The 24,496-nt window shown below is 50.3% G+C and carries 19 protein-coding genes; 14 read left to right on the forward strand and 5 right to left on the reverse strand.

All coding sequences use genetic code 11. The annotated features are described in order from the left end of the window. Positions 1-173 precede the first annotated feature (173 nt). The 5 genes from M0L20_RS04200 (at position 174) to M0L20_RS04220 (ending at position 6,139) form a co-directional block, all read left to right on the forward strand. Positions 174-1,340 (forward strand): galactokinase, encoded by a 1,167-nt coding sequence (locus M0L20_RS04200; RefSeq protein WP_248475851.1) that lies wholly within the window; start codon positions 174-176, stop codon positions 1,338-1,340. Positions 1,341-1,421: 81 nt separating this feature from the next. Next, entirely contained in the window at positions 1,422-2,090 is a 669-nt protein-coding gene (gene fsa / locus M0L20_RS04205; protein WP_232559609.1) for a fructose-6-phosphate aldolase, read from the forward strand. 76 nt (positions 2,091-2,166) lie between these two features. Further along, positions 2,167-2,847, forward strand: coding sequence for a cell division ATP-binding protein FtsE (locus tag M0L20_RS04210; protein WP_232559610.1), 681 nt, complete (start codon positions 2,167-2,169; stop codon positions 2,845-2,847). A gap of 160 nt (positions 2,848-3,007) precedes the next feature. Continuing rightward, on the forward strand, positions 3,008-4,174 hold the full coding sequence (locus tag M0L20_RS04215; protein WP_248475852.1) for a glycoside hydrolase family 26 protein: 1,167 nt from the start codon (positions 3,008-3,010) through the stop codon (positions 4,172-4,174). 168 nt (positions 4,175-4,342) lie between these two features. Next, positions 4,343-6,139, forward strand: a complete 1,797-nt coding sequence (locus M0L20_RS04220; RefSeq protein ID WP_248475853.1) for a M61 family metallopeptidase — start codon at positions 4,343-4,345, stop codon at positions 6,137-6,139. A gap of 146 nt (positions 6,140-6,285) precedes the next feature. Here M0L20_RS04220 and porX read toward each other — a convergent pair whose 3' ends face one another. Further along, entirely contained in the window at positions 6,286-7,854 is a 1,569-nt protein-coding gene (porX, locus tag M0L20_RS04225; RefSeq protein WP_248475854.1) for a T9SS response regulator signal transducer PorX, read from the reverse strand. A 341-nt stretch (positions 7,855-8,195) separates the two neighbouring features. Between porX and M0L20_RS04230 the strand changes: the two genes are divergently transcribed. From M0L20_RS04230 to M0L20_RS04250, 5 genes are all read left to right on the forward strand, one after another. Continuing rightward, complete coding sequence (locus M0L20_RS04230) at positions 8,196-9,311, forward strand: LysM peptidoglycan-binding domain-containing protein (RefSeq protein ID WP_248475855.1); 1,116 nt, start codon at positions 8,196-8,198, stop codon at positions 9,309-9,311. A 70-nt stretch (positions 9,312-9,381) separates the two neighbouring features. Then, positions 9,382-9,594 carry a hypothetical protein gene (locus M0L20_RS04235; RefSeq protein ID WP_232559615.1) on the forward strand — a complete coding sequence of 71 codons (213 nt, stop codon included), beginning with the start codon at positions 9,382-9,384 and terminating at the stop codon, positions 9,592-9,594. After that, positions 9,591-10,358, forward strand: coding sequence for a TIGR02757 family protein (locus M0L20_RS04240; protein ID WP_262923845.1), 768 nt, complete (start codon positions 9,591-9,593; stop codon positions 10,356-10,358). Before M0L20_RS04235 ends, M0L20_RS04240 begins: the two co-directional genes overlap by 4 nt. Before the next feature lie 88 nt (positions 10,359-10,446). Beyond that, positions 10,447-11,703 carry an alkaline phosphatase family protein gene (locus M0L20_RS04245; protein ID WP_248475856.1) on the forward strand — a complete coding sequence of 419 codons (1,257 nt, stop codon included), beginning with the start codon at positions 10,447-10,449 and terminating at the stop codon, positions 11,701-11,703. A 337-nt stretch (positions 11,704-12,040) separates the two neighbouring features. Continuing rightward, on the forward strand, positions 12,041-13,072 hold the full coding sequence (locus M0L20_RS04250) for an aldose 1-epimerase (RefSeq protein ID WP_248475857.1): 1,032 nt from the start codon (positions 12,041-12,043) through the stop codon (positions 13,070-13,072). A 64-nt stretch (positions 13,073-13,136) separates the two neighbouring features. Here the strand turns inward: M0L20_RS04250 and M0L20_RS04255 are convergent, their stop codons facing one another. The 3 genes from M0L20_RS04255 to amaB all read right to left on the reverse strand — a co-directional run bounded on the left by M0L20_RS04255 (position 13,137) and on the right by amaB (position 16,217). After that, entirely contained in the window at positions 13,137-13,865 is a 729-nt protein-coding gene (locus M0L20_RS04255) for a 3-keto-disaccharide hydrolase (protein WP_248475858.1), read from the reverse strand. Between the two features lie 78 nt (positions 13,866-13,943). Then, positions 13,944-14,501, reverse strand: coding sequence for a hypothetical protein (locus M0L20_RS04260; RefSeq protein ID WP_248475859.1), 558 nt, complete (start codon positions 14,499-14,501; stop codon positions 13,944-13,946). A gap of 192 nt (positions 14,502-14,693) precedes the next feature. Continuing rightward, positions 14,694-16,217, reverse strand: a complete 1,524-nt coding sequence (gene amaB, locus M0L20_RS04265) for an L-piperidine-6-carboxylate dehydrogenase (protein WP_248475860.1) — start codon at positions 16,215-16,217, stop codon at positions 14,694-14,696. A 137-nt stretch (positions 16,218-16,354) separates the two neighbouring features. Here amaB and M0L20_RS04270 point away from each other — a divergent pair, with 137 nt between their 5' ends. Then, positions 16,355-17,386, forward strand: a complete 1,032-nt coding sequence (locus tag M0L20_RS04270; protein WP_248475861.1) for a fasciclin domain-containing protein — start codon at positions 16,355-16,357, stop codon at positions 17,384-17,386. Between the two features lie 66 nt (positions 17,387-17,452). Here the strand turns inward: M0L20_RS04270 and M0L20_RS04275 are convergent, their stop codons facing one another. Further along, positions 17,453-18,769, reverse strand: a complete 1,317-nt coding sequence (locus M0L20_RS04275) for a gluconate:H+ symporter (protein WP_248475862.1) — start codon at positions 18,767-18,769, stop codon at positions 17,453-17,455. A gap of 253 nt (positions 18,770-19,022) precedes the next feature. Here M0L20_RS04275 and M0L20_RS04280 point away from each other — a divergent pair, with 253 nt between their 5' ends. The 3 genes from M0L20_RS04280 (at position 19,023) to M0L20_RS04290 (ending at position 24,488) form a co-directional block, all read left to right on the forward strand. Next, positions 19,023-19,622: an RNA polymerase sigma factor gene (locus tag M0L20_RS04280; RefSeq protein WP_248475863.1), complete on the forward strand. Its 600-nt coding sequence runs from the start codon at positions 19,023-19,025 to the stop codon at positions 19,620-19,622. A gap of 107 nt (positions 19,623-19,729) precedes the next feature. Beyond that, positions 19,730-20,854, forward strand: a complete 1,125-nt coding sequence (locus M0L20_RS04285; protein WP_248475864.1) for a FecR family protein — start codon at positions 19,730-19,732, stop codon at positions 20,852-20,854. Between the two features lie 208 nt (positions 20,855-21,062). Beyond that, the gene (locus M0L20_RS04290) at positions 21,063-24,488 is read left to right on the forward strand and encodes a TonB-dependent receptor (RefSeq protein ID WP_248475865.1); all 3,426 of its coding nucleotides are present in this window, start codon (positions 21,063-21,065) and stop codon (positions 24,486-24,488) included. The last annotated feature ends 8 nt before the right edge of the window (positions 24,489-24,496 follow it).

A 24,496-nucleotide genomic window follows, 5' to 3' on the forward strand; every position in this document is an offset into this window, starting at 1 on the left:
CTGAATCCCCCAGGTCTTGACCGAAGCAAGGGTAGGTGGTCGTAGCGGTGAGACATTGGTTTGCCATTTTTTGTTTCCGCTGCCCGCTTATCCAGGTTTTACGGAAACATTTTGTTTGTTTAGCGGATTATGCGGGGTAGCTGTATCAGACCGCTAAAGTGCCTAAACCTAACATGGATCTGCTCAATCAACTTACCGCGTCGTTTCGGGACGCGTTTCATTCCGATCCGCTCCTGATCTGTTCCCCTGGCCGTGTTAATCTAATCGGCGAACACACTGACTATAACGAAGGATTTGTTCTACCAGCGGCTATCGACAAGGCCATTTATCTGGCCGTTGGTCCGCGAAACGACGATGAGCTTCACTTTATCGCTCACGACCTGAACAAAACATATCGTGGCTCGCTCGCCAACCTGACCCCTACAAAAACGTGGGCTGATTACTTATTGGGCGTAGTCGCGCAGTTCGTCCTGAATGGGCAACCCATACGCGGATTCAATTGCTTGTTCAGCGGAACGATTCCGATGGGCGCGGGCCTGTCGTCGTCGGCAGCACTGGAAAATGGCGTTGGCTTTGCCTTGAATGAGCTGTTTGATCTAGGATTAGATCGGCTGACGATGGTAAAGCTGTCTCAACGCGCCGAAAACGAATTTGTTGGTGCGAAGGTAGGCATCATGGATATGTTTGCCAGTATGATGGGCAAGGCGGATCATGTGATTAAACTGGATTGCCGTTCGCTGGAATACACCTACGCTCCTTTACGAATGGATGGCATCAGCATTGTTTTGTGCGATTCGCGGGTAAAACATTCGTTGGTTTCTTCGGAATACAATACGCGCCGGGCTGAGTGCGAAGCGGGCGTACGGTTTCTAAAAACGTTCTATCCGGAAATCAACAGCCTGCGCGATGTGACGATGGATATGCTCGATACGCACCTCAAAAACGCGGAGCCGCTCATTTACCGCCGGTGTGCTTATGTCGTACAGGAAAATCAGCGCTTGCTGGATGGCGTCGCGGCTTTGGAGGAAAATAACGTTGCCACATTCGGCCAATTGATGTACGGTTCTCACGAAGGGCTCAGCCAGTGGTACGAAGTGAGTTGTCCCGAACTGGATACGCTGGTCGAAATTGCCCGCGAGCATCCGGGTGTTCTGGGAGCCCGCATGATGGGGGGCGGTTTTGGTGGCTGTACAATCAATCTGGTACGTGAAGACGCCCTTGAGGATTTTACGGAACTGATTACCAAACAATATAAAGCCAGAACGGGTAAAGATACGTACCTTCACGCCTGCAAAATCCAAAATGGTACGAACCTAGTCAGTAAGGCAGTGAGTTATTAAGGGATCGTGTCTTTTACGTGCATTACCAAGGAATAGCTTTCGGGCTTACTAGCTTAACGGCCTACTTAATTCTATTTAACTATGAAATTTTTCATTGACACGGCTAATCTAGCCGACATTCGCGAAGCTCAGGAAATGGGCGTTCTTGATGGCGTTACGACAAACCCATCGTTGATGGCCAAAGAAGGCATCACCGGTAAAGACAACGTAATGCGTCACTATAAACAAATCTGCGAAATCGTAGAAGGTGATGTAAGCGCAGAGGTTATCTCGATCAAATACGAAGAGATGATCAAAGAAGGCGACGAACTGGCTGAAATCGATGAGAACATCGTCGTGAAGATTCCAATGACCGGCGACGGCGTCAAAGCAATCAAATATTTCTCGGAAAAAGGCATTCGTACCAACTGTACGCTTATTTTTTCGGCGGGTCAGGCGTTACTAGCGGCTAAAGCAGGTGCTTCGTTCGTATCTCCATTCGTAGGTCGGTTGGATGATATTTCGACCGATGGTATGGAGCTGATCGAACAGATCGTTACGATTTTCACAAACTACGGCTTCACCACCGAAGTACTGGCAGCTTCTGTCCGTCACCCAATGCACGTTATCAAATGCGCTGAGATCGGTGCTGATGTGATGACGGCTCCGTTGAGCGTTATCAAAGCGTTGCTCAACCACCCACTGACCGACAGCGGTCTGGCTAAGTTCCTGGCCGACCACGAAAAGGCAAACTTACCCGTTAAGAAGTAAAAACTAGTTGTCAAACCTCACGGGTTCGCTGCTTCGCTGGTGAACCCGTGAGGTTTGACAATTTATACGTATAGCTATGTTTTCTTCCGAATCCGTTCTTAGTCTAGACCACGCGGACATCTACCAGGACAACAAACTGATCTTGGGCGATGTGTCGTTTCAGATAAACAAAGGCGATTTTGCTTATCTGATTGGACGAACGGGCAGCGGTAAGACATCGTTGTTAAAGACGCTCTACGCCGATTTATGGCTACGAAATGGTAGCGGTTCGGTGGCTGGCTATTCACTTGACAAACTTAAACCGCGTGACGTGCCTTTCCTGCGTCGCAAAATTGGTATCGTTTTTCAGGATTTTCAGTTGTTTTTTGACCGCTCGGTCGAAGACAACCTGCGGTTTGTCCTGAAGGCAACAGGCTGGAAAAGCAAAGCAGACATGAACAACCGTATCGCCGAAGTGCTGATGCAGGTTGGTCTGGGCACGGCTCAGAAAAAGATGCCTCACCAACTGTCGGGTGGCGAACAACAGCGGGTTGTTATTGCCCGTGCTATGCTCAATGAGCCACTGGTTCTGATTGCCGATGAGCCTACGGGTAATTTGGATCCGGCGGTTTCGGATCAGATCATGAAGGTTTTTCAGGCTATCAACAACGCGGGGACGGCCATGCTCATGGCGACTCACAACTACGAATTGCTGAACAAGTACCCTGCCCGCGTTCTGCGTTGTCAGGATGGACAGGTAGTAGAACTAAGCGGTTAGTCATCTTCAGATAATTTCTTGCCACAGCCTCTCGTTAGAGGCTTTTTTGTTGCCTATAAAACTGCCTAGGGATTCTACTAGATTATTGGTTGTTCATTGAAACAGCCATTGAAAATGAGGCAAAATAACGTTGCTTTGGTGTTTCGATCAATCGATTGCCATGAAACCAGTACGTTTTGTCTTGATTTGTCTTAGTCTGTTAAGCTGCCTGTCGTTGCTCTCCCCTGCTTCGCTCCTGGCGCAAACCCGGCGTAACAAACCGATTGACTCCAAGGCGACGAAAGAAACAGCCGCCTTATACCATAACCTGCGTAAGCTGTCAAGAAAGCACATTCTATTTGGGCATCAGCACGCTACTGAGTACGGTCACGGATGGTCCGGCGACTCCAATCGGTCAGACGTTAAATCGGTAAGTGGTTCACATCCCGCCGTTATCGGAGTTGACTTCAGCGGGTTATCGGGACGACCAACCGAAGCGGTTGAGAAAGCAAAAGAATCGCTGCGCAAACAGATCGTTGATACCTACGACCGGGGTGGTGTGACGACCGTTGCCTGGCATTTTTCGAATCCGGCTTCCAAAGGCGGTTTTTACTGGGTTGACTCGCTTTCGGCTCCGGCGGTAGCGCTCCTCGTTCCCGGCGGCTCCCACCACGAGCAATACAAACAGATTCTGCGCACCATCGGTGAGCTGGCTCATTCTGTAAAAGGAAACGATGGCAAGCTGGCTCCGATGATTTTTCGACCTTACCACGAACTCGATGGCGGCTGGTTCTGGTGGGGAAAACCGCACTGCAAAAAAGAAGATTTTGTGTCGCTCTGGCGCTTTACCGTTTCGTACTTACGCGATAGCCTCCAGGTACATAATTTCCTATACGCTTTTTCGCCCGACTGTCTTTACAAAACAGAAGCCGACTATTTGGACCGGTATCCTGGCGACGAGTGGGTCGATATGGTCGGGGTTGACAACTACGCTGATTTTGGTCGAAACGGTCGCTACAACGTCAACGCCGGTATTCAAAAACTAAAGATCGTATCAGATTATGCCCGCAAAGCCGGTAAGCTGGCGGCCTTTACCGAAACGGGCCTGGAGTCGATTCCCGATACAACCTGGTGGACCAATACGCTACTGAAAGCGCTCAAAGCCGAGAAAATGCGCTTAGCCTACGTGCTCGTCTGGCGCAACGACGTTCGTAGCCCAACGCATTACTACGCACCCTATCCCGGTCAGGCCAGTGTTCCCGACTTCCTCCGCTTCTATCAGGACCCTTACACGTGGTTCGAAACGGACTTACCCAATATGTATCGACGCAAGTGGTTGTTCTTCTAGCTAATGTCGTGGGGTCAGGTTCTCAAACCTGACCCCACGACAACAGACGCGTTGAGAATAATCCATAAGTCCGACTTGTTTTCCGCTTATCCAAGTTTTGCCCGACACGGTTGAATGATTGCGTATCTTTGTTTTTACGCAATTTTCTACGCATTCAATTTCTAGTATATGAACAAGTTTGTTTGGGGTGCCCTGCTAATTTGCTGCGCTGTAGCAAACCCGTTATGGGCAGCCGGACCAGCACCGCTTGTCTACGACGTTGACCTGAACGACCGGGCCGATGACCTGTTTAAAGTAACGCTTCATGTGGACGGACTAAAACCCGAAAACGCTGTCTATCAATTTGCGTCTACGGCTCCTGGTACCTATCAGGTCATGGACATTGGCCGTTTTGTCCGCTCGTTTAAAGCCTTCGACAAGAAAGGAAAAGAACTGGCAACGCAGCAAGTCTCGGTCAATCAATGGAAGATTCAGCAGCCTGAGCAGGTCCGTCAGATCAAGTATCAAATTGCTGAAACCTGGGATACCCCGGTCAAGCAGGATGTTATTTACCGCATGTGCGGCACTTCAATCGAGAAAGATCATGCGCTCATCAACGGGCAGGGTGTATTCGGCTTTCCGCAGGGTATGCAGGCGAGTCCGCTGGCAGTGAAGATTAGCTACCCAATGGAATGGACCGTTGGAACGGCGCTGGAAAAAAACAAAGACGGTTACTACCTGGCTGATAGCTACGACCGCGTTGTTGACTCCCCTATTTTGCTCGGTCGCCTGACCCGCGCCGAAACCAATGTAGCCGGAGCCGCCATCGAGATGTACACGTATTCGAAAACAAACCAGGTTACCTCTGAGCAGTTGCTGAACAGCATGCAGTCGATGCTACAGGCTGCGGGGCAGTTTCTGAAAAAGCTACCGGTTAAACGATACACCTTTTTGTATCATTTTGAAGACGAAAGCTGGGGTGCCTGGGAGCATTCGTACAGTTCGGAGTACATTTTTAAAGAAGTTCCTTTCTCTCCGGCGCTGGCGCAAACCGCTACATCCATTGCAGCTCACGAGTTTTTTCACGTGGTCACTCCGTTGAACATACACAGTGAACTTATCCAGCAATTCAATTTCATCACCCCTACTCCATCGGCGCATTTATGGCTGTACGAAGGTGTCACCGAATGGGCCAATGGCGCGATGCGGCTACGGGGTGGCTTGACCACTTTGGAGGATTACTGCACTGAACTGAGCCAGAAAGTAAAAATCGATCAGCAACTCGACACGACCTATAGCCTGCTCAAACTTGCCCTGACGTGCTACACCCCCGAAGGTCAGCGGCAGTACGGCAACATTTACAACCGGGGCGCTTTGGTTGCTGGCCTGCTCGACATCCGGCTGCTCGAACTATCGGGCGGGAAGCGTGGTCTACGGGAAGTGATCAATGAACTGACTACCACGTACGGCCCTAACCGCCCCTTCTCCGAAAAAGATTTCTTTGCCATTTTCACGCAGAAGACCTATCCGGAAATCGGCGACTTCTTTGATCGCTACGTCAAGAATGCAGAGCACCTGCCACTCCAGGAGTATTTTGACAAGATCGGTATCCTCTACAAACCAGCCATTGCGACCGGGAAGAAACTGCCTTCGTTGGGGATGCGGATCGGTCCGGTTAGTGACACTCTCCGCCTGCGGCAAGTAAGCGAGCCGCTGCGCCAAGCTGGGATTCAGGAGAATGACGAATTGATTAGCTTCGATCAACAGACGGTCAATCCATCGTCGTTGCCTACGCTTCGGGAGAAGATTCGTAGCCTCAAAGCGGGCGATAGCTACACCGTAACCGTTCGTCGTAACGGCCAGCCATTAACGGTCAATGCAGCCATGCAGGAGATTGACGAAGTAAATCGCTACGTGTTCGAGCCAAACCAACAGGCGACACCGCAGCAATTTCAGCTACGTGAACGCTGGCAGAAGAATTTGTAGATGCCATCTTTTTTGTGTTGTTGGCGGGGCCGCCCGTGCGGTTTGAGAACCCGACAGCACCTGGGATACTAAGAAATTGGGGTCGTTAGTGGTGTCAGGTTCTCAAACCTGACACCACTAACGACCCCAATTTCTTATACTCTACCTTATCGTTTAGCCGTCAGATAGGCGAATGGAATAATCATTTCTTCCAGTGAGACACCACCGTGCTGGAACGTATTTCGGTAGTGATTCACGTAGTAGTTGTAGTTGTTCGGATACGCGAAAAAGTAATCTTCCAGCGTAAACACGTATGCCGTTGATACGTGGGGCTTAGGCAGGAACAGACGCTCTGGTTTACGACCGACAAACAAGTGGTTATCATCGAAGCCCAGGTTCTTGCCTTGCTTATAACGCAGGTTTGTGTTCGTCTCCCGGTAGCCAACGATTTTGGCCGGTTTCTGTACCCGGATCATTCCGTGGTCGGTTGTAACAACGAGCCGTCCACCTTTTGCGGCAATTTTTTGTACAAACTCCAGCAGTGGCGAATGCAAAAACCACGACCGCGTAATGGAACGATAAGCCGACTCGTCCGGAGCCAGTTCCTTAATCATCGCCATGTCGGTACGGGCGTGGGATAGCATATCCACAAAGTTGTACACAATCACGTTCAGATGATTTTGTAGCAAGTTGTTAAAGTTGTCGACCAACGATTTGCCCTGACCAACGTTTAGAATTTTGTGGTAGGACGTTTTTACGTTCAGGCGACTTTGCTCAATCTGACGGCGTAAAAATTCGTCTTCGTGGTTGTTCAAGCCTTCGTCTTCGCTGTCGTCGTTAACCCACAGATCCGGATGCTTGCGCTCCATTTCGCTCGGCATCATTCCCGAAAAAATAGCGTTCCGGGCAAAGCCTGTCGTCGTGGGCAGAATCGAGTAATAGGACGATTCGTCTTCGACCGTAAAGTACTCAGCCAGCAGCGGTTCAATAACTTTCCACTGGTCGTACCGCAGGTTATCGATCAGGATAAAAAACAGCGGCCCCGAGTTATTGGATTGATCCAGCAGGGGAAACACTTTTTTGCGCATCAGCTGGTGCGACATAACTGGACTGTCTGCCTTAGGATCGTTGAGCCAGTCCTCGTAGTTGTCCATGACGAACTTACAGAAGGTCGAGTTAGCCTCACTTTTCTGCATGTTCATTACTTCGCTCATGCTTCTATCCTGCGACCCATCCAGTTCCAGCTCCCAGTAAATAAGCTTTTTATAAACATCAGCCCATTCGTTGAAATCCATGCGGTCGTTGTACTGCATAGAAATATTTCGAAAATCCTGCTGGTAGCCGATGTTGGTACGTTCCGTCACCAGACGCTTGTTGTCCAGAATTTTTTTGACCGAAAGCAGAATTTGGTTCGGGTTGAGTGGCTTGATGAGGTAGTCGGCAATCTTGGAGCCAATCGCTTCTTCCATGATATGCTCTTCCTCGCTTTTGGTGATCATCACAACCGGCAGGTTTGGCCGCATCTGTTTGATCTGCGCAAGCGTTTCGAGGCCGGTCATACCAGGCATCATTTCATCTAAGAACACGACATCGTAATTGCTCTGCTCTACCTCTTCCAGTGCATCGGCCCCGCTGTTTACGGGTGTCACATCATAGCCTTTATTTTTCAGAAACAGGATGTGCGGCTTGAGCATGTCAATCTCATCGTCGGCCCATAGTATCGAATAATTTTGCATGCAGTCTGGCTTTTCAATGGTTAATAAATTCGTCGGAAAACACTTATAATACATTCCATCTAAGGCAGTTCATGTTCGATTTAGAACCGGTCGAATGCCCTAAAACAAGGCAAATGTATTGAGTAGAAGGTCACCCTCTTCTAAACATCAAACGCCCGCTTGTGTTTGGACGGTTCATAATTAAGGTTTTTTAACAAACCGCACAGGCGTTTTACTACCGATAAATCACCCGTAACTAGGCGATCCGACGAGGATGATAAAAGTTGGCTAACTTTTTACGCTATTTTTACGGCAATCTCTATATATTGAATTCCCTATCGGATTTTGGTTAGTTCTAACCCATGAAAAAATTAGTAGTTCTCACTGTGCTACCGCTGCTGGTAAGTAGTCTGGCAAGCGCCTATACCGTGGCCGATTCAGTGGGTGTTGAGAAAAAAGACGGTAAACGGTTTATTCTGCACCGCGTCGATCAGGGGCAAACCTTGTACGCTATTGCTCGGCGCTATTCCAGTTCGGTGAGTGCGATTAAATCGGCAAATCCTAGTATAGGTAATGCCGTTCGATTCGCTCAAGTGGTTCGGATTCCAATTGCCGATGGCGCGCTTAGCCGGAAAGAAGCGAAAGCTATCGACAAGGCCATTCGAAAGGAAGAGAAAGAAAAGGATAAGGAAGCCAAAAACGATACGGGTACTTCGACGAAAACGGCGGAGCGGCAGAACAAAGAAGCCCGTAAAAGCAGCGATCCAGCCAAAGCAGGTATTCACGTAGTAGAATCTGGTCAGACGTTATACAGCCTGGCGGTTCGTTATGGCGTATCGCAGGCCGATCTTCGCAAATGGAATAACCTGCCCGGCAACAACGTCCTGATCGGACAGGCACTGATCGTTACGGAGAAAGCTTACCAGGCCCGCACACCTTCTACCCCCGTTGCGGCTGCGCCCGTAAAAGTGCCAACGCCAGCTAATGCCGATACACCCGCTCGTACCGTACCCAAAGTAGAGCGTCCGGCTCCGCGAAAAAGTGAGCCGACAGCAAAAGTAGAAACGCCCAAGCCCGAAAATACGACTGCGCCTAAAACCGAGAATCAGCCCAGTTCGCCTACTTCATCGTCAGCAACGGAGAAATCGGAGGAAGTTGAAATAGAAACGCCCAGACCGGGCAACGACGCGCCAATGCCAACGCGTGGCCGACGGATTGCCACGAGTGGCGTTGCCGAAATGATCGACGGCGATGGTTCGGGTAAGTATCTGGCGCTGCACCGCACCGCCCCCATTGGTACGCTGGTGCAGGTACGCAACGAATTCAACAACCAAAGTTTGTGGGTGAAGGTGATTGGTCAGCTTCCCGACACGGGCGTCAATGACAAGATCCTGGTAAAACTGTCAACGCAGGCATTCGCGAAACTTTCCCCGCAAGACCGGCGTTTTCGGGCAGAGGTCAGTTACATTGCTCCTTAAACAGTTTTCGGCGGTAACCTAGTCAACGCATTGCGCATCGATTTCTGCTGAAAACGGACAACCTAAACGTATGGAAACGAAAGAAGAACGCATTGCCCGGCGAAATCGAGAACGGGATAAGAAAATGAAATCCTCACCGGGTTACGTTACGTTCAGCATCATGTTTACGCTGGCTTATCCATTTATTGCGGTATTCACCTTCGTCATGTCAACGCTGTTGGCTATTTTTTCGAGCGTGTCCCGGGTAATGGCCTGGGCCGTCAGTGGAGGAAAATCACATTGACACATACCCAACTTTCTGATTTACTTAACGAGAAGGCCGATCAGTACAATCGGCCTTCATTTATTGATCGCGATCCCATCAGCATCCCGCACCGCTTTTCGCAAAAGCAGGATATTGAAATCATGGGATTCTGGTCAGCCGTATTAGCCTGGGGCCAGCGACCGGTAATTCTGAAAAAGTCAACCGAGTTGGTCACCCTGATGGATGGTGCTCCGTACGACTTTATCCGGAACCACGAGGAAAGCGACCTCAAGCGGTTTCTTGCTTTTAAGCACCGCACCTTTAACGCCACCGACGCCCTGTACTTTCTGCATTTTTTCCGTCAGTATTACCAGCAGAACGACTCGCTGGAAGATGCCTTTCTGACTGTAGAGAACTCCACCGTTGAACCCAATCTGATCGCTTTCCACGACCGCTTTTGTGGGCTTACTGACTTCTTTCCCGAACGGACCCGTAAGCACATTGCTACGCCCGCCCGCAATTCATCGTGCAAACGACTGCTGATGTTTTTGCGCTGGATGGTTCGCCGGGACGACCGGGGTGTTGATTTTGGGCTTTGGACACGCCTTCGCCCTGATCAACTGGTTATGCCGATTGATGTTCACGTCAACCGCGTAGCGCGTAAGCTGGGCTTGCTGGTCAGACCGCAAACCGATTGGAAAGCAGCATTGGAACTTACCGAAAATCTGCGCCAGTTTGACGGCATGGACCCAGTACGGTACGATTTCGCTTTATTCGGGCTGGGCGTCGAAGGCGAAATGTAAGGCTTCACGTTATGCATTCATAACCCATTCGTAAAAACGGTAAACTGTCGGTAATAAGCACGAGTCGAACAATTCGTTATTTTGCCGCATGACAACTCCGTGGCGCATTTTTGGCTTAGTAACGACCTGCTGGCTATTTTCAGTAACGCTTCTTTTGGCGCAGAGCCGACCGAAGAAAGCCTTATTTATTATCGTAGATGGAATTCCGGCGGATGTCATTGAGCGGGAATCGACGCCAAACCTGGACAGCATAGCCAAACAAGGCGCTTACAAACAGGCTTATGTGGGTGGTATCAAAGGCACGTACTCGCAAACGCCAACCATTTCGGCAGTCGGGTATAACAGCCTGCTGACGGGTACCTGGGTTAACAAGCACAACGTCTGGGACAATAGCATCAAAGCACCCAACTACCACTACCCGACTATTTTTCGGTTGTTTAAAGAGCAGTATCCGACGAAAAAGATCGCTGTTTTTTCCAGTTGGGTCGATAACCGAACAAAGCTTGTGTGTGAAGGACTCGCTCAGACGGTCAACCTCAAACTTGATTACCACACGGATGGCTATGAACTGGACACGGTACGCTTTCCGCACGATCCGGAACGTGATTTCATGGCCAAGATCGATCATCAGGTCGTATCGGATGCCGTTGCATCAATCCAAAACCAGGCTCCTGATCTGACCTGGGTATATCTCGAATACACCGACGACATGGGCCATCGTTATGGCGACAGTCCACCCTTTGTCAAAGCCGTACACCAAGTGGATGCCGAGATTGGCCGCATCTGGAACGCTATTCAACGACGGCAGAAAAACAACGGGGAAGACTGGCAGATTTTTATAACGACCGACCACGGCCGGGATGAGCAAACAGGCAAGAATCACGGTGGGCAGTCGCCCCGGCAGCGCGCTACGTGGCTGGTTACAAACACCAAAAACCTCAATGCATATGCTGAACGGTTTCAGCCAGCCGTTGTCGATATCATGCCCACAATGGCCCGTTTCCTGACCGTTTCGATTCCCAAGGAACTGAGTCGGGAGATTGATGGCATCCCGCTCACGGGTCCTGTTTCGTTGGCGGAGCCAGTGATCCAGCCTAAACCAAACCAGTTAAACATAACCTGGAAAGCGCTGGCGCAAACCGGAACGGTCAACGTATGGCTGACAACAACCAATCAATTCGAAACGGGTGGTAAAGACACTTACACGCTCATGGCAAAGGTGCCGCTCTCGAAAGAACACGTAGTGATCGGGACAAGTAAACTACCTTCGTCATTTTACAAGATCGTGCTGGAAGGTCCGTCCAACACGGTAAACCGCTGGGTCGTGCTTGGTGAACAGAAGTAGTTCTAAAGCGTGTAGTCGATTACTGATCCGTGAACTACGTTATCAAGTTTGGTGCTGTCAATGGAGTTGTGTGGTCAGGTTTGAGAACCTGACCACACAACTCCATTGGCAGAGTTCATAAACTACTGATTGAAAGATGTGAAACTGGTTGACGTTGTTCACACTAAGATGTCAATCCATTTTATGGCCGATTGGCGCGCCAATTGGTCAGTTTCTGCCATTTTTTCTGCTGTATCTGGCTACGGAGAAATTGGGCAGCCATTCTCCTTTTCGTAAAAGAAATAAACAAAAATATGGTCCGGCAACTTACTTTAGGAAACCATCTTTGCCAGGCTTTATGTCTTTTACGATTACGACTCAGCCTTTTGGTCCATTACCTTCCGACCGGAAGCCGCTGACAGAATATATCCTCCAGTACCCTGGAACGGGCGAGTTTATCTCGGTTATTCCCGAATTCGGGGGTGTTCTCCGTCGCTTGGTCCTCCGTCGTGGCGATCATTTATACGCTTTGCTGAAATCGCCGGAATCTCCGCAGGCATTGATAGCCGATGAATCATACGCAGGCTCCTTACTTTTTCCTTTTCCAAGCCGCATCCGACACGGTATCTACGCGTTTGAAGGCGAAAAGTATGCGCTGAGAATGAATGAGGCCAGTCGCGATAACGCCATTCATGGTTTTGTGCACGGGCAGACGTTCACCGTAGTCAATCAGGAAACGACGCCTAATCATGCAAGCTTAACGCTTCAATACGATTATGCAGGTGATACCGTTGGTTATCCGTTTCCATTTGCGCTTACGGTTATGTACGAACTAACCCGAGCTGATTGGTTAACCCTTGGCAGCAATCCCTCTGATGACCGTCTGTGTGCGCTGCGCATCAGCTATTCGGTACTCAACACGGGTACAAGCCGCTGTCCAGTAGCCTTTGGCTGGCATCCTTATTTTACGTTTTCGGGAGAATCCATTGACGAATTGACGATCAGTCTGCCCAATCGGCAGGCAATTACGCTCGATGACGCCATGATGCCAAGTGGTCGTCAACCCGCCCAAACGGCTGAAACGATGTCCTTGAAAGAACGGCAGCTCGATGTTCCATTTCTTATCGAACCTACCGGTCAAACGTCTGATGGAATAAGCTATGCGGAAACGGTACTGGAGTCACCGAAAGCAGGGGTTAAGCTCGTAGTTGGCCAGGAGACAGGTGAAGGAAAGCTTAACTATCTGGTGTGTTTTACTCCGCCCCGGCGCGATAGCATCGCCATAGAACCGTTAACCGCCAACGTCGATTCGCTCAATAACGGAGAAGGATTGACGGTTCTCAATCCAGGCGAAGCAACTAGCGGATCGATGTGGGTGCGGTTGCAATAGCGGCTTCGAAACAGGGTGTTAGCCAGGCATAAAGATCAATCTATAGCCTAGCTAACACCCTGTTCTATAAAGACCTGATTTTTATATTTCGGAACCAGACGGTACTCCCCCAATCCTGTAGACCGATACGGCCCGAGAAGTTTCCCTTACTGATTGGGGCAGCATTAAGCTTACTCGCGGCTACTCGTTGCTTCCACTCAGCGCTGGTCAAATCGTGCTCCTGAATGCTGAAGCCGTTGAGAGAGACCGTCAATTTGTTATTTTTCAGGACGAAGTGGATTTGATTCCACTGGCCAACCGGATTCACTTCTCGCAAGCGGGCGTTGGCTACGCTGAAAAAGTCGCCCGCCCGGTGCGTATTTTCCTTCGCTCCTTCGTAGATAGCGTCATCGAGTACCTGAAGCTCTAAACCCGTATCAAAAATGTTTTTGTACTGGGGCGCTTCCTGCACGAAGAAAAAGATTCCGCTGTTGGTAAATCGCTCTACTTTCCATTCCGCTTTAAACTCAAAATTACTGGTAAACGCTGCGTCGGTCACCAGATCTCCCCCGTCGGGCGCTTTGTTGCCGACACGATTTGGCACATTGAGTTTCAAGGCACCCTGATCAATTTGCCAGGACGTTCCCACGGGTTTGCCGCCGTAGGTATGCCAGCCAGCGGTATTTCGGCCATTGAAAAGAAGTTTCCAGCCTTCTTTTTTCTCTTGAGGAGATAACGCATTAGGCGACTGAGCGCGCGTCTCGGCAATGAGAAGGCCCAAAAGGAAAACAAGAACATAACGTTTGCGAACCATACGAAAGAGGTATTGCCTACATTCCGAAAGCGGAAAACAGACAATACCTCCTTATGAACCGTGATCTAAAAAACGAACCTACCAGCTAATCGCCTTTAAACGAACACCTTGTGGCGCTTCGGCGTCCGATAGTTTGATACCCGCTTTTCCGCTTTCCACTTGGTAATTCATCGTTTCCTGTTTCAGCTCGCTTTGTTTAGCATCGCGTTTGATGTTGCTTTTGGGTGCGCAGGAATAATAGCCCCGGTAATTTCCGCCGGTCGGTGTAATGACAAACGAATGATTAGACTCATTGACGGTTATCCTTCCTTTGAAATACGAATACGCTTCCGTCCGGCAGTTGTAGCTCATTACCGAGTTGATCACGTATTGTTCGTAGGTACCGTCAGCGTGAAAGTCGAAGACCAGAGCCTGTTCGTAAGCATTGCCCGCGTATACCCCATTGTAGTCCCAAAAGTTCGTTGGCGAGAAAGTTCCGTACGACCATTTACCAACCAACTCAGACGGAATTCGGCTTCCTCCAGTCGATGGGGCGCTCGGACCGTCGGTTGATGGATCGATGACGGGCTCATTACCTTGTTTGCAGGCTACCGATAACGTTACCAGCGCAAAAAGCGCTATTAAATGCATTTTCATTAGTAGTCGTTTAGTTGTTTCGTTCTGATTCATTTTCTGAATTGTTCACAAAACAAGCAATACGGCTGCCTGTACACTACGCCAGCGTTCACCAAGGTACTAATCCGACGACTGAACTGCCTAAAACAAGGGTTGAACTGTCAGGCTAACCATCCGGCCTGACGACTTACGGATTACTACGGCTGCGCGCCTTTACAATTCAAACGTAATACCCTGCGCAAGTGGTAGGGCGGTGCCATAGTTGACGGTATTCGTTTGCCGACGCATGTACGCTTTCCAGGCATCTGAACCAGACTCACGACCCCCACCCGTTTCTTTTTCACCACCAAAGGCTCCACCGATCTCCGCGCCCGATGTACCAATGTTAACATTAGCAATGCCACAGTCGGAGCCGACAGCCGACAGGAAGCGTTCTGCCTCACGCATGTTCAACGTAAAAATAGCCGACGACAAACCTTGGGGAACCGCATTTTGCTGTCTGATCGCATCATCCAGCGTACTGTATCGAAGCAGGTACAGGATGGGGGCAAATGTCTCCCGTTGTACGACAGACCACTGATTTTCAGCTTCGGCGATACAGGGCCGAACGTAGCAACCCGACTCAAAACCAAGCCCTTCCAAAAGCCCCGGCTCTACGATAAATCGCCCACCCGACTCACGAATCTCATTTACGGCTAGCTGATAACTTTTAACCGCCTGCTGGTCAATGAGCGGCCCGACATGGAACGACTCATCCAACGGACTACCGATCCGCAGCTGCGCGTAAGCACTTTTAAGTCGATTTTTTACGTCGTCGTATATACTATCCTGCACAATCAGTCGGCGGGTAGTTGTGCAACGCTGCCCTGCTGTACCAACGGCCCCAAAAACGACCGCGGGGATAGCCAGGTCAAGATCGGCGTGTTCCGAAATAATAATGGCGTTGTTACCACCCAATTCAAGCAGGCTACGGCCCAACCGACCTGCTACGGCTTCGGCGACTGCTTTGCCCATGCGTGTACTACCCGTAGCCGATACCAGCGCGATACGCGGATCACGCGCCAGCCACTCACCCGCGTCGCGTCCACCCGTAATAAGACAGGATACGCCTTCGGGTACATCGTTGTTGCGCAGTACTTCACCAATGATCTGCTGACAGGCTAAAGCCGTCAAGGGTGTTTTCTCGGACGGTTTCCAGATGCACACATCGCCACAAACCCAGGCCAGCATGGCATTCCACGACCAGACGGCTACGGGAAAGTTAAAGGCGGAAATGATGCCGACGACACCCAACGGATGCCACTGTTCAACCATCCGGTGCGCTGGTCGTTCCGAATGCATCGATAGTCCATACAACTGGCGGGACTGTCCCACGGCAAAATCGCAGATGTCAATAATTTCCTGCACTTCGCCTAGCCCTTCCTGAAGCGACTTTCCCATTTCATAGCTGACAAGCGTACCTAGCTCACGCTTGTAGCGACGAAACTGCTCGCCCATCTGCCGAACAATTTCGCCCCGACGCGGGGCCGGTACCAACCGCCATTCCTGGAAAGCGGCCTGCGCCGTTTCGACAACGCGGTCGTAATCGGCACGGGTGGATGGGTGAACGCGGGCAATAAGCTGCCCATCGGCAGGAGAATAAGATTCAATTGTTTTCTCGGTAGACTGCCAGAACTGCTGCCCAGTGCTTGTTCCGGGCTTTACGGGTTGCGTTGATAAGGGAAGAATCGACTGCATAACGATCAGTATTCAATAAGTTACACGGCGGCAAATCTATCCGCCTTTGGCTAAACAACGGATACAGGGTAGTAAACTTTTTACGCTCAAATAGGTTGAGGACATAACATTTACTGTCTCAACGACTACGCAACGTTATGAAAATGAACAAAACTCTTAGCTTGCTGACGCTCGGTGCAGTGTTGGCAACAGAAGCCGTCTGGGCTCAATCGACGCCCACCGGAACCGCAACCTCAACCACCTATCCGCAAGGAGCCATAGCTACCGATTCGACGCAGGGCAAAATGTCCAAAAGTCAAAAGCGAGCAATGAAACGCAACCGGAAAGAGATGGAACAAAACTCACGGGGCAACTCTGCTTCAACGACCAATCCACAGGACGGGCAGTATCGGCAAAGTTCAAGCAGCGAAGGAACTGCGGTCAACAATAGCAATACAACCAACTACAACAGCAACAACGTTACCAACGCTCCTACCGGTGCAGGTAGTAATCCGTCAACGATGAATACGCCAACGCCCGCCGATCAGGTAAGCAACGGACAGAACAACTCAGCCGCTCGTAGTTCCGCAAGCAGCGACGGAGCAGGTTATTCGCCCGCTAACGTAAGCACAACGACGGGTGCCACCACCGGAGCTGCTGTATCGGGTGCTTCAACTGGCAAAGAACCAGCCGTAAAAGCTGGTAGTACAGACCGGAGTGCCAGCGTCGGTGATTTTATTTCGTCGTCGCCAAACTTTACGACACTGCAAAACGCGCTTCAATCCTCCGATCTGTTTGAGACGCTGAAAGGCAGTGGTCCATACACGGTTTTTGCTCCTTCGAATAAAGCATTCAAGAAATTACCAGCCAGTGCACAAAGTGGCCTGCTGGAAGGCAAAAACCGCGATGGCCTGAAAAAACTGCTTTCATACCACGTTGTGCGCGGTGAAGTCGATGCAGCCGAACTGGGCCGTCGAATCAAAGCAGGTAATGGCAAAGCTGAACTGCAAACGCTAGCGGGCAGTACCCTTCTGGCGAAACAAGGCTCGAACGGCAGCATTGAGCTAACCGATGATCAGGGTCATTCGGCTGTAATCGATGCCGCCGATACCTATAAATCAGCCAACGGTGTGGTTCATAGCATTGACGTTGTGCTTACGCCCAAGGGAGGTGACAGCCTGTTACGATAGGCTTTCAGTAAGAAAATAGAAACGCCCGGTGCTCGTTGGATTGACGAGCACCGGGCGTTTTGGCGTTTAGGCGATTATCAGATTCAATACCATCACACCCGCCAACCCCGTCACCGATACCAGCGTTTCCATGACCGACCACGTTTTCAGCGTATCAGCCATCGACAGTTGAAAATATTCGCGGAACAGCCAGAAGCCCGTGTCATTGACATGAGAGAACATCATGCTTCCCGCACCGATGCTCAGTACCATCAGGTTAGGCTCGACTCCCGACGCCTTCAACAACGGTGCGACAAACCCCGCCGTCGTAATACCAGATACGGTAGAAGAGCCAACGCATACCCGAATAATAGCCGCCATTGTCCAGGCCAGTACGTACGGGTGCAAGGATGAATGTTGCATCAGATCGGCGATAGCCTGGCTCACACCGCCATCGGTCAGCACCTGTTTGAGGGCACCAGCACCGCCAAAAATCAATAACAACATAGCCACTTCCTTTACCGAATCGGTCAGCAGAACCGTGGTTTCGGCCATCGATTTTCCCCGTTTCAAGCCAAGCAATCCCACCGCTACCAGCACAGAAACCAACATACTGACCGTCGGTTCGCCCAGCGTGAGCAGTACCTGACTGGCCGGTGAGCGCTCAGCTAAAAGTGGTCGAACGAATGTGCTTACGCCAATTAGTAGGATCGGCAGCAAAACCGTTAGAAAGCTTACGGCAACCGAAGGCATTTGCTCGTCGGTCAGTTCAGCGGCCATAAACACCTTGTTAGGCAAGGTAGTGTACCGCTTTAAGGTTGAGCCAAACAATGCGCCTGAAATCAGAATGGCCGGGATAGAAACCAAGATTCCGTAGCCGAGTGTCAGCCCCATATCGGCGTTGAACTGCTTCAGGATTGCTAATGGAGCCGGGTGCGGGGGCAAGTACCCTTGCGTAACCGACAAGGAGGCCAACATGGGCAGACCGATATAAAGCGCAGGCAATTTATACCGGTAAGCAACGGTAATAACCAAAGGAGCCAATAGCAGGAAGCCAACCGAATAAAACAAGGGCAGCCCGACGATGAAGCCGGTGATCATAAAAGCCCAGCGCGCGTGGCGGGTACCAACCAGCGACATCATCGTTACGGCAATCTGCTGAGCGGCTCCACTAGTGGCTACCAACTTTCCTAACATGGCTCCCAGCGCGATAATGCCAACAATAGAGCCCAGCGTACCGCCTATTCCTTTTTGAATCGATTCGAAGATGGTGGATGGCGACAATCCCAGTGCAAAGCCGACCCCTAGTGAAACCAGCAGAAAAGCCAGGAAGGTATGCAGACGCGCGGAGGAAATCAGAATAATCAGTACAAAAATACCAAGGGTAGTAATCAGCAACGGCATACCGGCAAAAGATCGTTGCCCAACAGATTTACTTTTACTAGTTTATTGAGTTACAGTACCCTAGGCTTCTGCCTACCCGAAGAGTTTTGTTTTCCGTGTTTTTTCTGGCAACTATGATTGAGTCAACTTGTTCTTTTTTGCTTTATAAGTTGCCTGAATGCGTCCACTAAATGCACAAAAAATACTTATTTTATTCTAGGGTTCGTTAAATTTACACACTTATTCGTTAGCCGACTCAACGAACGTATTTACCATGGCTACCAGCAAGATATTTGATGATGAACCCGGCCTTTGGAACGCTTTCCAACAAGGGGACATCAGAGCTTTTGAATTAATTTACCGGACGCATTCGTCAATGCTGCTTTCCTACGGCAGACGTTTGTGCAGCGATCATGATCTGGTCAACGACGTAGTTCAGGACGTGTTTGTGGAGATATGGACCCGCCGGAGTACCTTACGTGACCTTCATACAATTAAATACTACCTCTTCCGAATTGTTCGTAACAAGCTGTCGAAGCTACGCGCCAGCAACTTACTGGTAGCCGTTGACGAAGATGATCGTATGGACGATGAGCAATTGCTTTCGCCATCCATCGAGTTTTTGATTACGCAGCAGGAAACAAGTAACGACCAGGCCGTCCGCCTTCAGCAGGCGATTACCAAACTACCCAGTCGGCAGCGTGAAGCGATCACGCTTGCCTTTTATCACGATTTCAGCAACGAAGAAATTGCCGGAATCATGGGAATCAATCACCAATCGGTTATCAACCACCTGAACCGAGCGTTGACCTTCCTGCGCGACTTGCTGACTAGTCAGCCAATCGTAGCTATCCTGATAGGGCTTTTTTTATGACCCTCATTTTCAGTTTTTTTGTTAACAGTCAAAAAGTTTTTAAAAAAATTCAAAAAAAGTGAGTTGAAAGTAGGTCTTCTTGCCTATTGCATGTAGAAGATCTGTAGATGATGAACCAGTACGATAGTTGTGAGGACTTTGTGGCCGACTCTTATTTTCGGCAATGGGTAAAGCAACCCGACGAAGCCTCTATTCTTTACTGGGAAGCTTACCTCGCGGAATATCCGGAAAAAGCCCAGATGGTACGCCAGGCGGTTGAGCTTGTCAAGCAACTGTCGGACGCCAGCGCAAGCCAAACTGATCCAGTTACCCGTGACACCGAAGATGCGGTCTGGCAGGGAGTTCTCCATCAGATAGGTCATTCCCATCGGTCGTCATTCGGACCCTTCTTTAACCTCAGCCGAAACTGGCAGAACCTGCTGGCAATAGCCGCGTCTGTTACTGTTGCGCTCGGCCTTGGCTGGTGGCTCCTCATCCACCGTTCGGGTAGTGCAGTTTTGAAAGTTGACCAGCTAACACGGGTTAACCATTCACTGATTGAACAAACCAACACGACCCAGGCAACGAAGCTGATTGCTTTACCGGACGGTAGCTCAATCTTTCTCAAGAAGGGAAGTAAGGTAGCGTACTCCAGGAAATTCGACGAGCCAAACCGCACAGTTCATCTGACTGGCGAAGCGTATTTCGAGATAGCCAAGGATGCTTCCCGGCCTTTTCTGGTTCACGCTCACGAGCTATCGACAAAAGTATTGGGCACAAGCTTTACCATTCGCGCTTATCCCAACGACAAGGATGTAGTAGTTACTGTTCGATCGGGGCGGGTAGCAGTTTTTCCGCAATCGAACCGCAAACAGTCGCCTAAAACCCGTTTGGCAACGCCCGAAGAAATCGTGCTGACCCGGAATCAACAGATCGTTTTTGCGCGGCAGCAAGCCCGGTTCGTGCGGACCAGCCGCGTGCTGGCTACTACTCCCCTTTTTCCTAAAGGGTTGTCGACCAGTTTGCCGACATTCGATTTCAACGCTACACCGATCAGCGAGGTATTTAGCCAGTTGGAAAAGGTGTACGGCGTGAAAATTATATACGATAAAAATGGGCTGGGCACCTGCCGACTGACAGCCGATTTGACGAACGAATCCTTAGCCGAAAAGCTGATGATTATTTGCAAAAGCATTGAAGCCGAGTACCGAATGCAGCAACTCACGGTTGTTGTGTCCGGGCCGGGTTGTTAGCCCTAAGCCTATGCATCAGCGCATTAATCAGTAACCCCGAACTACTTAAAACCAACTACTATGTAATAAAACAATTTGCCAAGAGGGAGTCAGCAATGCGCCAACATCACTGACTCCGGTACTACCCCAACAGTCGCTAAACCTTCGCCCGCGCAAACGGACGACTGGGAAGATTTTGTCAATAGGTTAACAAAACCCTTTCAAATTTATGAATAACCCCATACTCTCCAAGTCTATTGGATGGAACGTTATGCGATTATTAGTGCTACAGCTCCTCCTGGCTGCGGTTTTTACCAACGTATCGTTGGCAACCGACGGCAACGCACAGGATGTGCTGAATCAGAAAATTACCTTACAGCTTACGAACCGCAACGTAAGCGATGTACTGAATCAGATTGAAAAAATAACCGAGGTAAAGTTTTCGTACAGCCCCGATTTGATTCAGGCCAACCGGAAAGTATCGGTTGCGGCAACCAATGAAGTGCTTTCGCAGGTGTTATCGACATTGCTGGGACCGCTACAACTTAAGTACGAAATGGTCGGCAATCGGTTGATTTTGACCAGAAACACCCAGAAAAAACTAACATCGTTGAGTGACCAACCAGCCATTGAAACGGGTGCCCCGCCAATTACAGTTCGGGGTCGGGTTCTGGACGAGAAAAATTCACCGCTACCGGGCGCAACGATTCTGCTGAAAGGTACGACCTCAACGGGTACGGTGACGGATGCGGAAGGTGTTTTCAGCCTTAGCGTTCCCGATGGAAACGGCACGCTGGTCATTTCGTCAATTGGTTACACAGCGAAGGAAGTACCCATTAACAACCAGGCGAATATTGAAATCGCGCTGGTTCCTGACGTGAAGTCGTTAAATGAAGTCGTTGTTGTTGGGTACGGTACGCAGAAACGGTCGGATCTGACTGGTTCGATTGGTAGCGTAAAAAGCGCTGAACTGCTGGATCGTCCGGCGATCAACGTTGAACAAAGCTTACAAGGCCGCATCGCCGGTGTTAACGTATCGGTCAACTCGGGTCGTCCGGGCGGTAACACCAACATTCGGATTCGTGGTTTCAGCTCGATCAACGCTACCAACAACCCGCTGTATGTGGTTGACGGTATCATCTGGGCGGCTGGTATCGACGCCTTGAACCCATCCGATATCGAATCGATTGACGTATTGAAAGATGCGTCGGCAACGGCGATCTACGGAACACGCGGTGCTAACGGCGTAATTCTGGTGACAACCAAACGCGGTCGCAAAGGCGGCTCGGTGAGCTACGATACGTACGTAAGCTCTAGCCACATTGCCCGCAAACGGGATGTACTGAACGCAAAAGAATTTCTGGCGCTCGAAGATCTGGCGTATCAGAACGTAGCCAAGTACGATCCAACGGGTTGGGCCAGCGGTAAATACGCCAACAAAGATCCAAAGATCAAGCGGACGGCCTTGATCGGTAAACTGTTTGACGCGAACCTGAACCCGCTTTATGACGTAGACTGGCAGGATGAAACGACCCGCACAGCGATTAGCCAGAACCATAACCTGGGCTTTACGGGCGGTAGCGACCAAACCACCTACGGTTTGTTCCTGAACTACAACGACAACCAGGGTACAATCAAAAACACGTATCTGAAGCGGTACACGGGTCGGTTAGTTGTCGATAACCAGGTGAAGAAGTTTTTGAAGGTGGGTGCTACGCTGAACTACAGCTACTCGGAAGAGCGCCGGGCCGACGAAGGTGTGGGTGGTAATAACATTCCCCGGATGCTGATCGAGATGATCCCCATCGTGCCGATTCGTTACCCTGATGGTACCTACGGCAAACGCCAAGATTACCCGGACATGGAAAGTGGCGACAACCCGGTAGCGTTGACCAACGAAGATAACCGGATGTACAAAAAGCAAGTGTTCGGAGCGAATGCTTACGCAAACATCACGCTGATGCCGGGTCTGGACTTCCGCACGACGCTTGGGGCAAACCTCGCCAGCCAGTATAACCCATTCTCGGAAACGAATCTGGTTCAGTTGAGCCGTCCGTTCCGGGGTTACGCTGAAATCTGGAGCTACGATACGAAGTTCTTGCAGTGGCAGAATTACCTGACCTACAACAAGCAGCTCAACGCTACCAATTCGATTAACGTGGTTGCTGGTGCTGAGTTTCAGAAGTACACGTATCTGCAATGGTTTGCGGGCGTAGAAAGTCTACCCGACAACTACTACCAGTACTACAACCTGGGTGTTAGTGCGAACCCACTGCCGCCAACCTCGTCGTACAATGCTTACCAGATGGCGTCTTATTTCGCGCGGGGTAATTACAACTACAAAGACAAAATTCTGTTGACCGCAACGGGTCGTTTTGACGGTTCGTCGCGCTTCGGGGCTAACAACAAATTTGCGTTCTTCCCCTCGGCGGCTATCGCCTGGCGTTTGTCGCAGGAAGATTTCCTGAAAAACAACCCGGTTATTTCCGATCTGAAAGTACGGGCGAGCTACGGCCTGACGGGTAACTCGGAGATCAACTCGTACCAATCACTGGCAACACTGAGCACAAACACCGCCGTTTTTGGTGGTCAGCGGGCATCGGGTACCATCATCGGTACACTGGCTAACCCGAACCTGCGCTGGGAAAAAACTGCGCAGTATGATTTAGGCGCATCGGTTGGCTTGCTGAAAGGCCGCATTAACCTGGAAGCCGACGTGTATCTGAAAAAGACCCGCGATCTGTTGTTGTCGGCTCCCGTACCGCTGTCTAGTGGTTACGCCAGCATCTACAAAAACATTGGTAGCATGGAAAACAAAGGGTTGGAGTTATCGCTGAATACCATCAACATCGATAACAAAAACTTTACGTGGTCGACCAACTTCAACATCTCGTTCCTGCGGAACCGGGTAACGGCGCTGGGTGAAGCCAACGACGATATCTTCCCCGATCCACAGTTCCTGAACAACACCAACATCCTGCGCGTCGGTCAGTCGGTTGGCTCGTTCTACGGACTGGTCCGGACCGGCACCTGGGGATCGAACGAAGCCGATCAGGCAGCTCGCTACGGTCGGAAGCCGGGTGATCTGAAGTTCCAGGATCTGAACAACGATGGTCAGATCAATGACCAGGACCGTGTTGTTACAGGCAAAGGGATTCCAACCGGCTACGGAACGTTCAGCAATACCGTTCGTTACAAAGGGATCGACCTGACGCTGGACCTTCAGTTCTCATACGGTAACGACATCCTCAACCTGACGCACCACTCGGCCCTCGACCGTACCGGTCAGGCGAACAGCTACGCTGAAGTATTGAACGGCTGGACACCAAACAATCAGAATACGTTTATTGCCGAAGCGCGCCCTTCTTACGTGTACTACGATTCTAAAATCGATTCGTACAAAGTGGAAGATGGTTCGTTCCTGCGGGGTCGTAACCTAGTGCTGGGCTACACGTTCCCAACGGATTTCGTACAGCGCATCAAGCTAAGCCGCCTGCGGGTTTACGCATCGGCTCAGAACTTCTTCGTGCTGACCAAGTACACGGGCTACGATCCAGAAGTAAGTACCTACGGCAACGCGTTTGCACAGGGCATTCAGTTCTTCGACTATCCGAAAGCACGGGTGTTCACGGCCGGTCTGAACGTTTCTTTCTAATCTTACTC

Origin of the sequence: Spirosoma liriopis, assembly GCF_023196085.1 — a bacterium.
Classification (GTDB): Bacteria; Bacteroidota; Bacteroidia; order Cytophagales; family Spirosomataceae; genus Spirosoma; species Spirosoma oryzicola.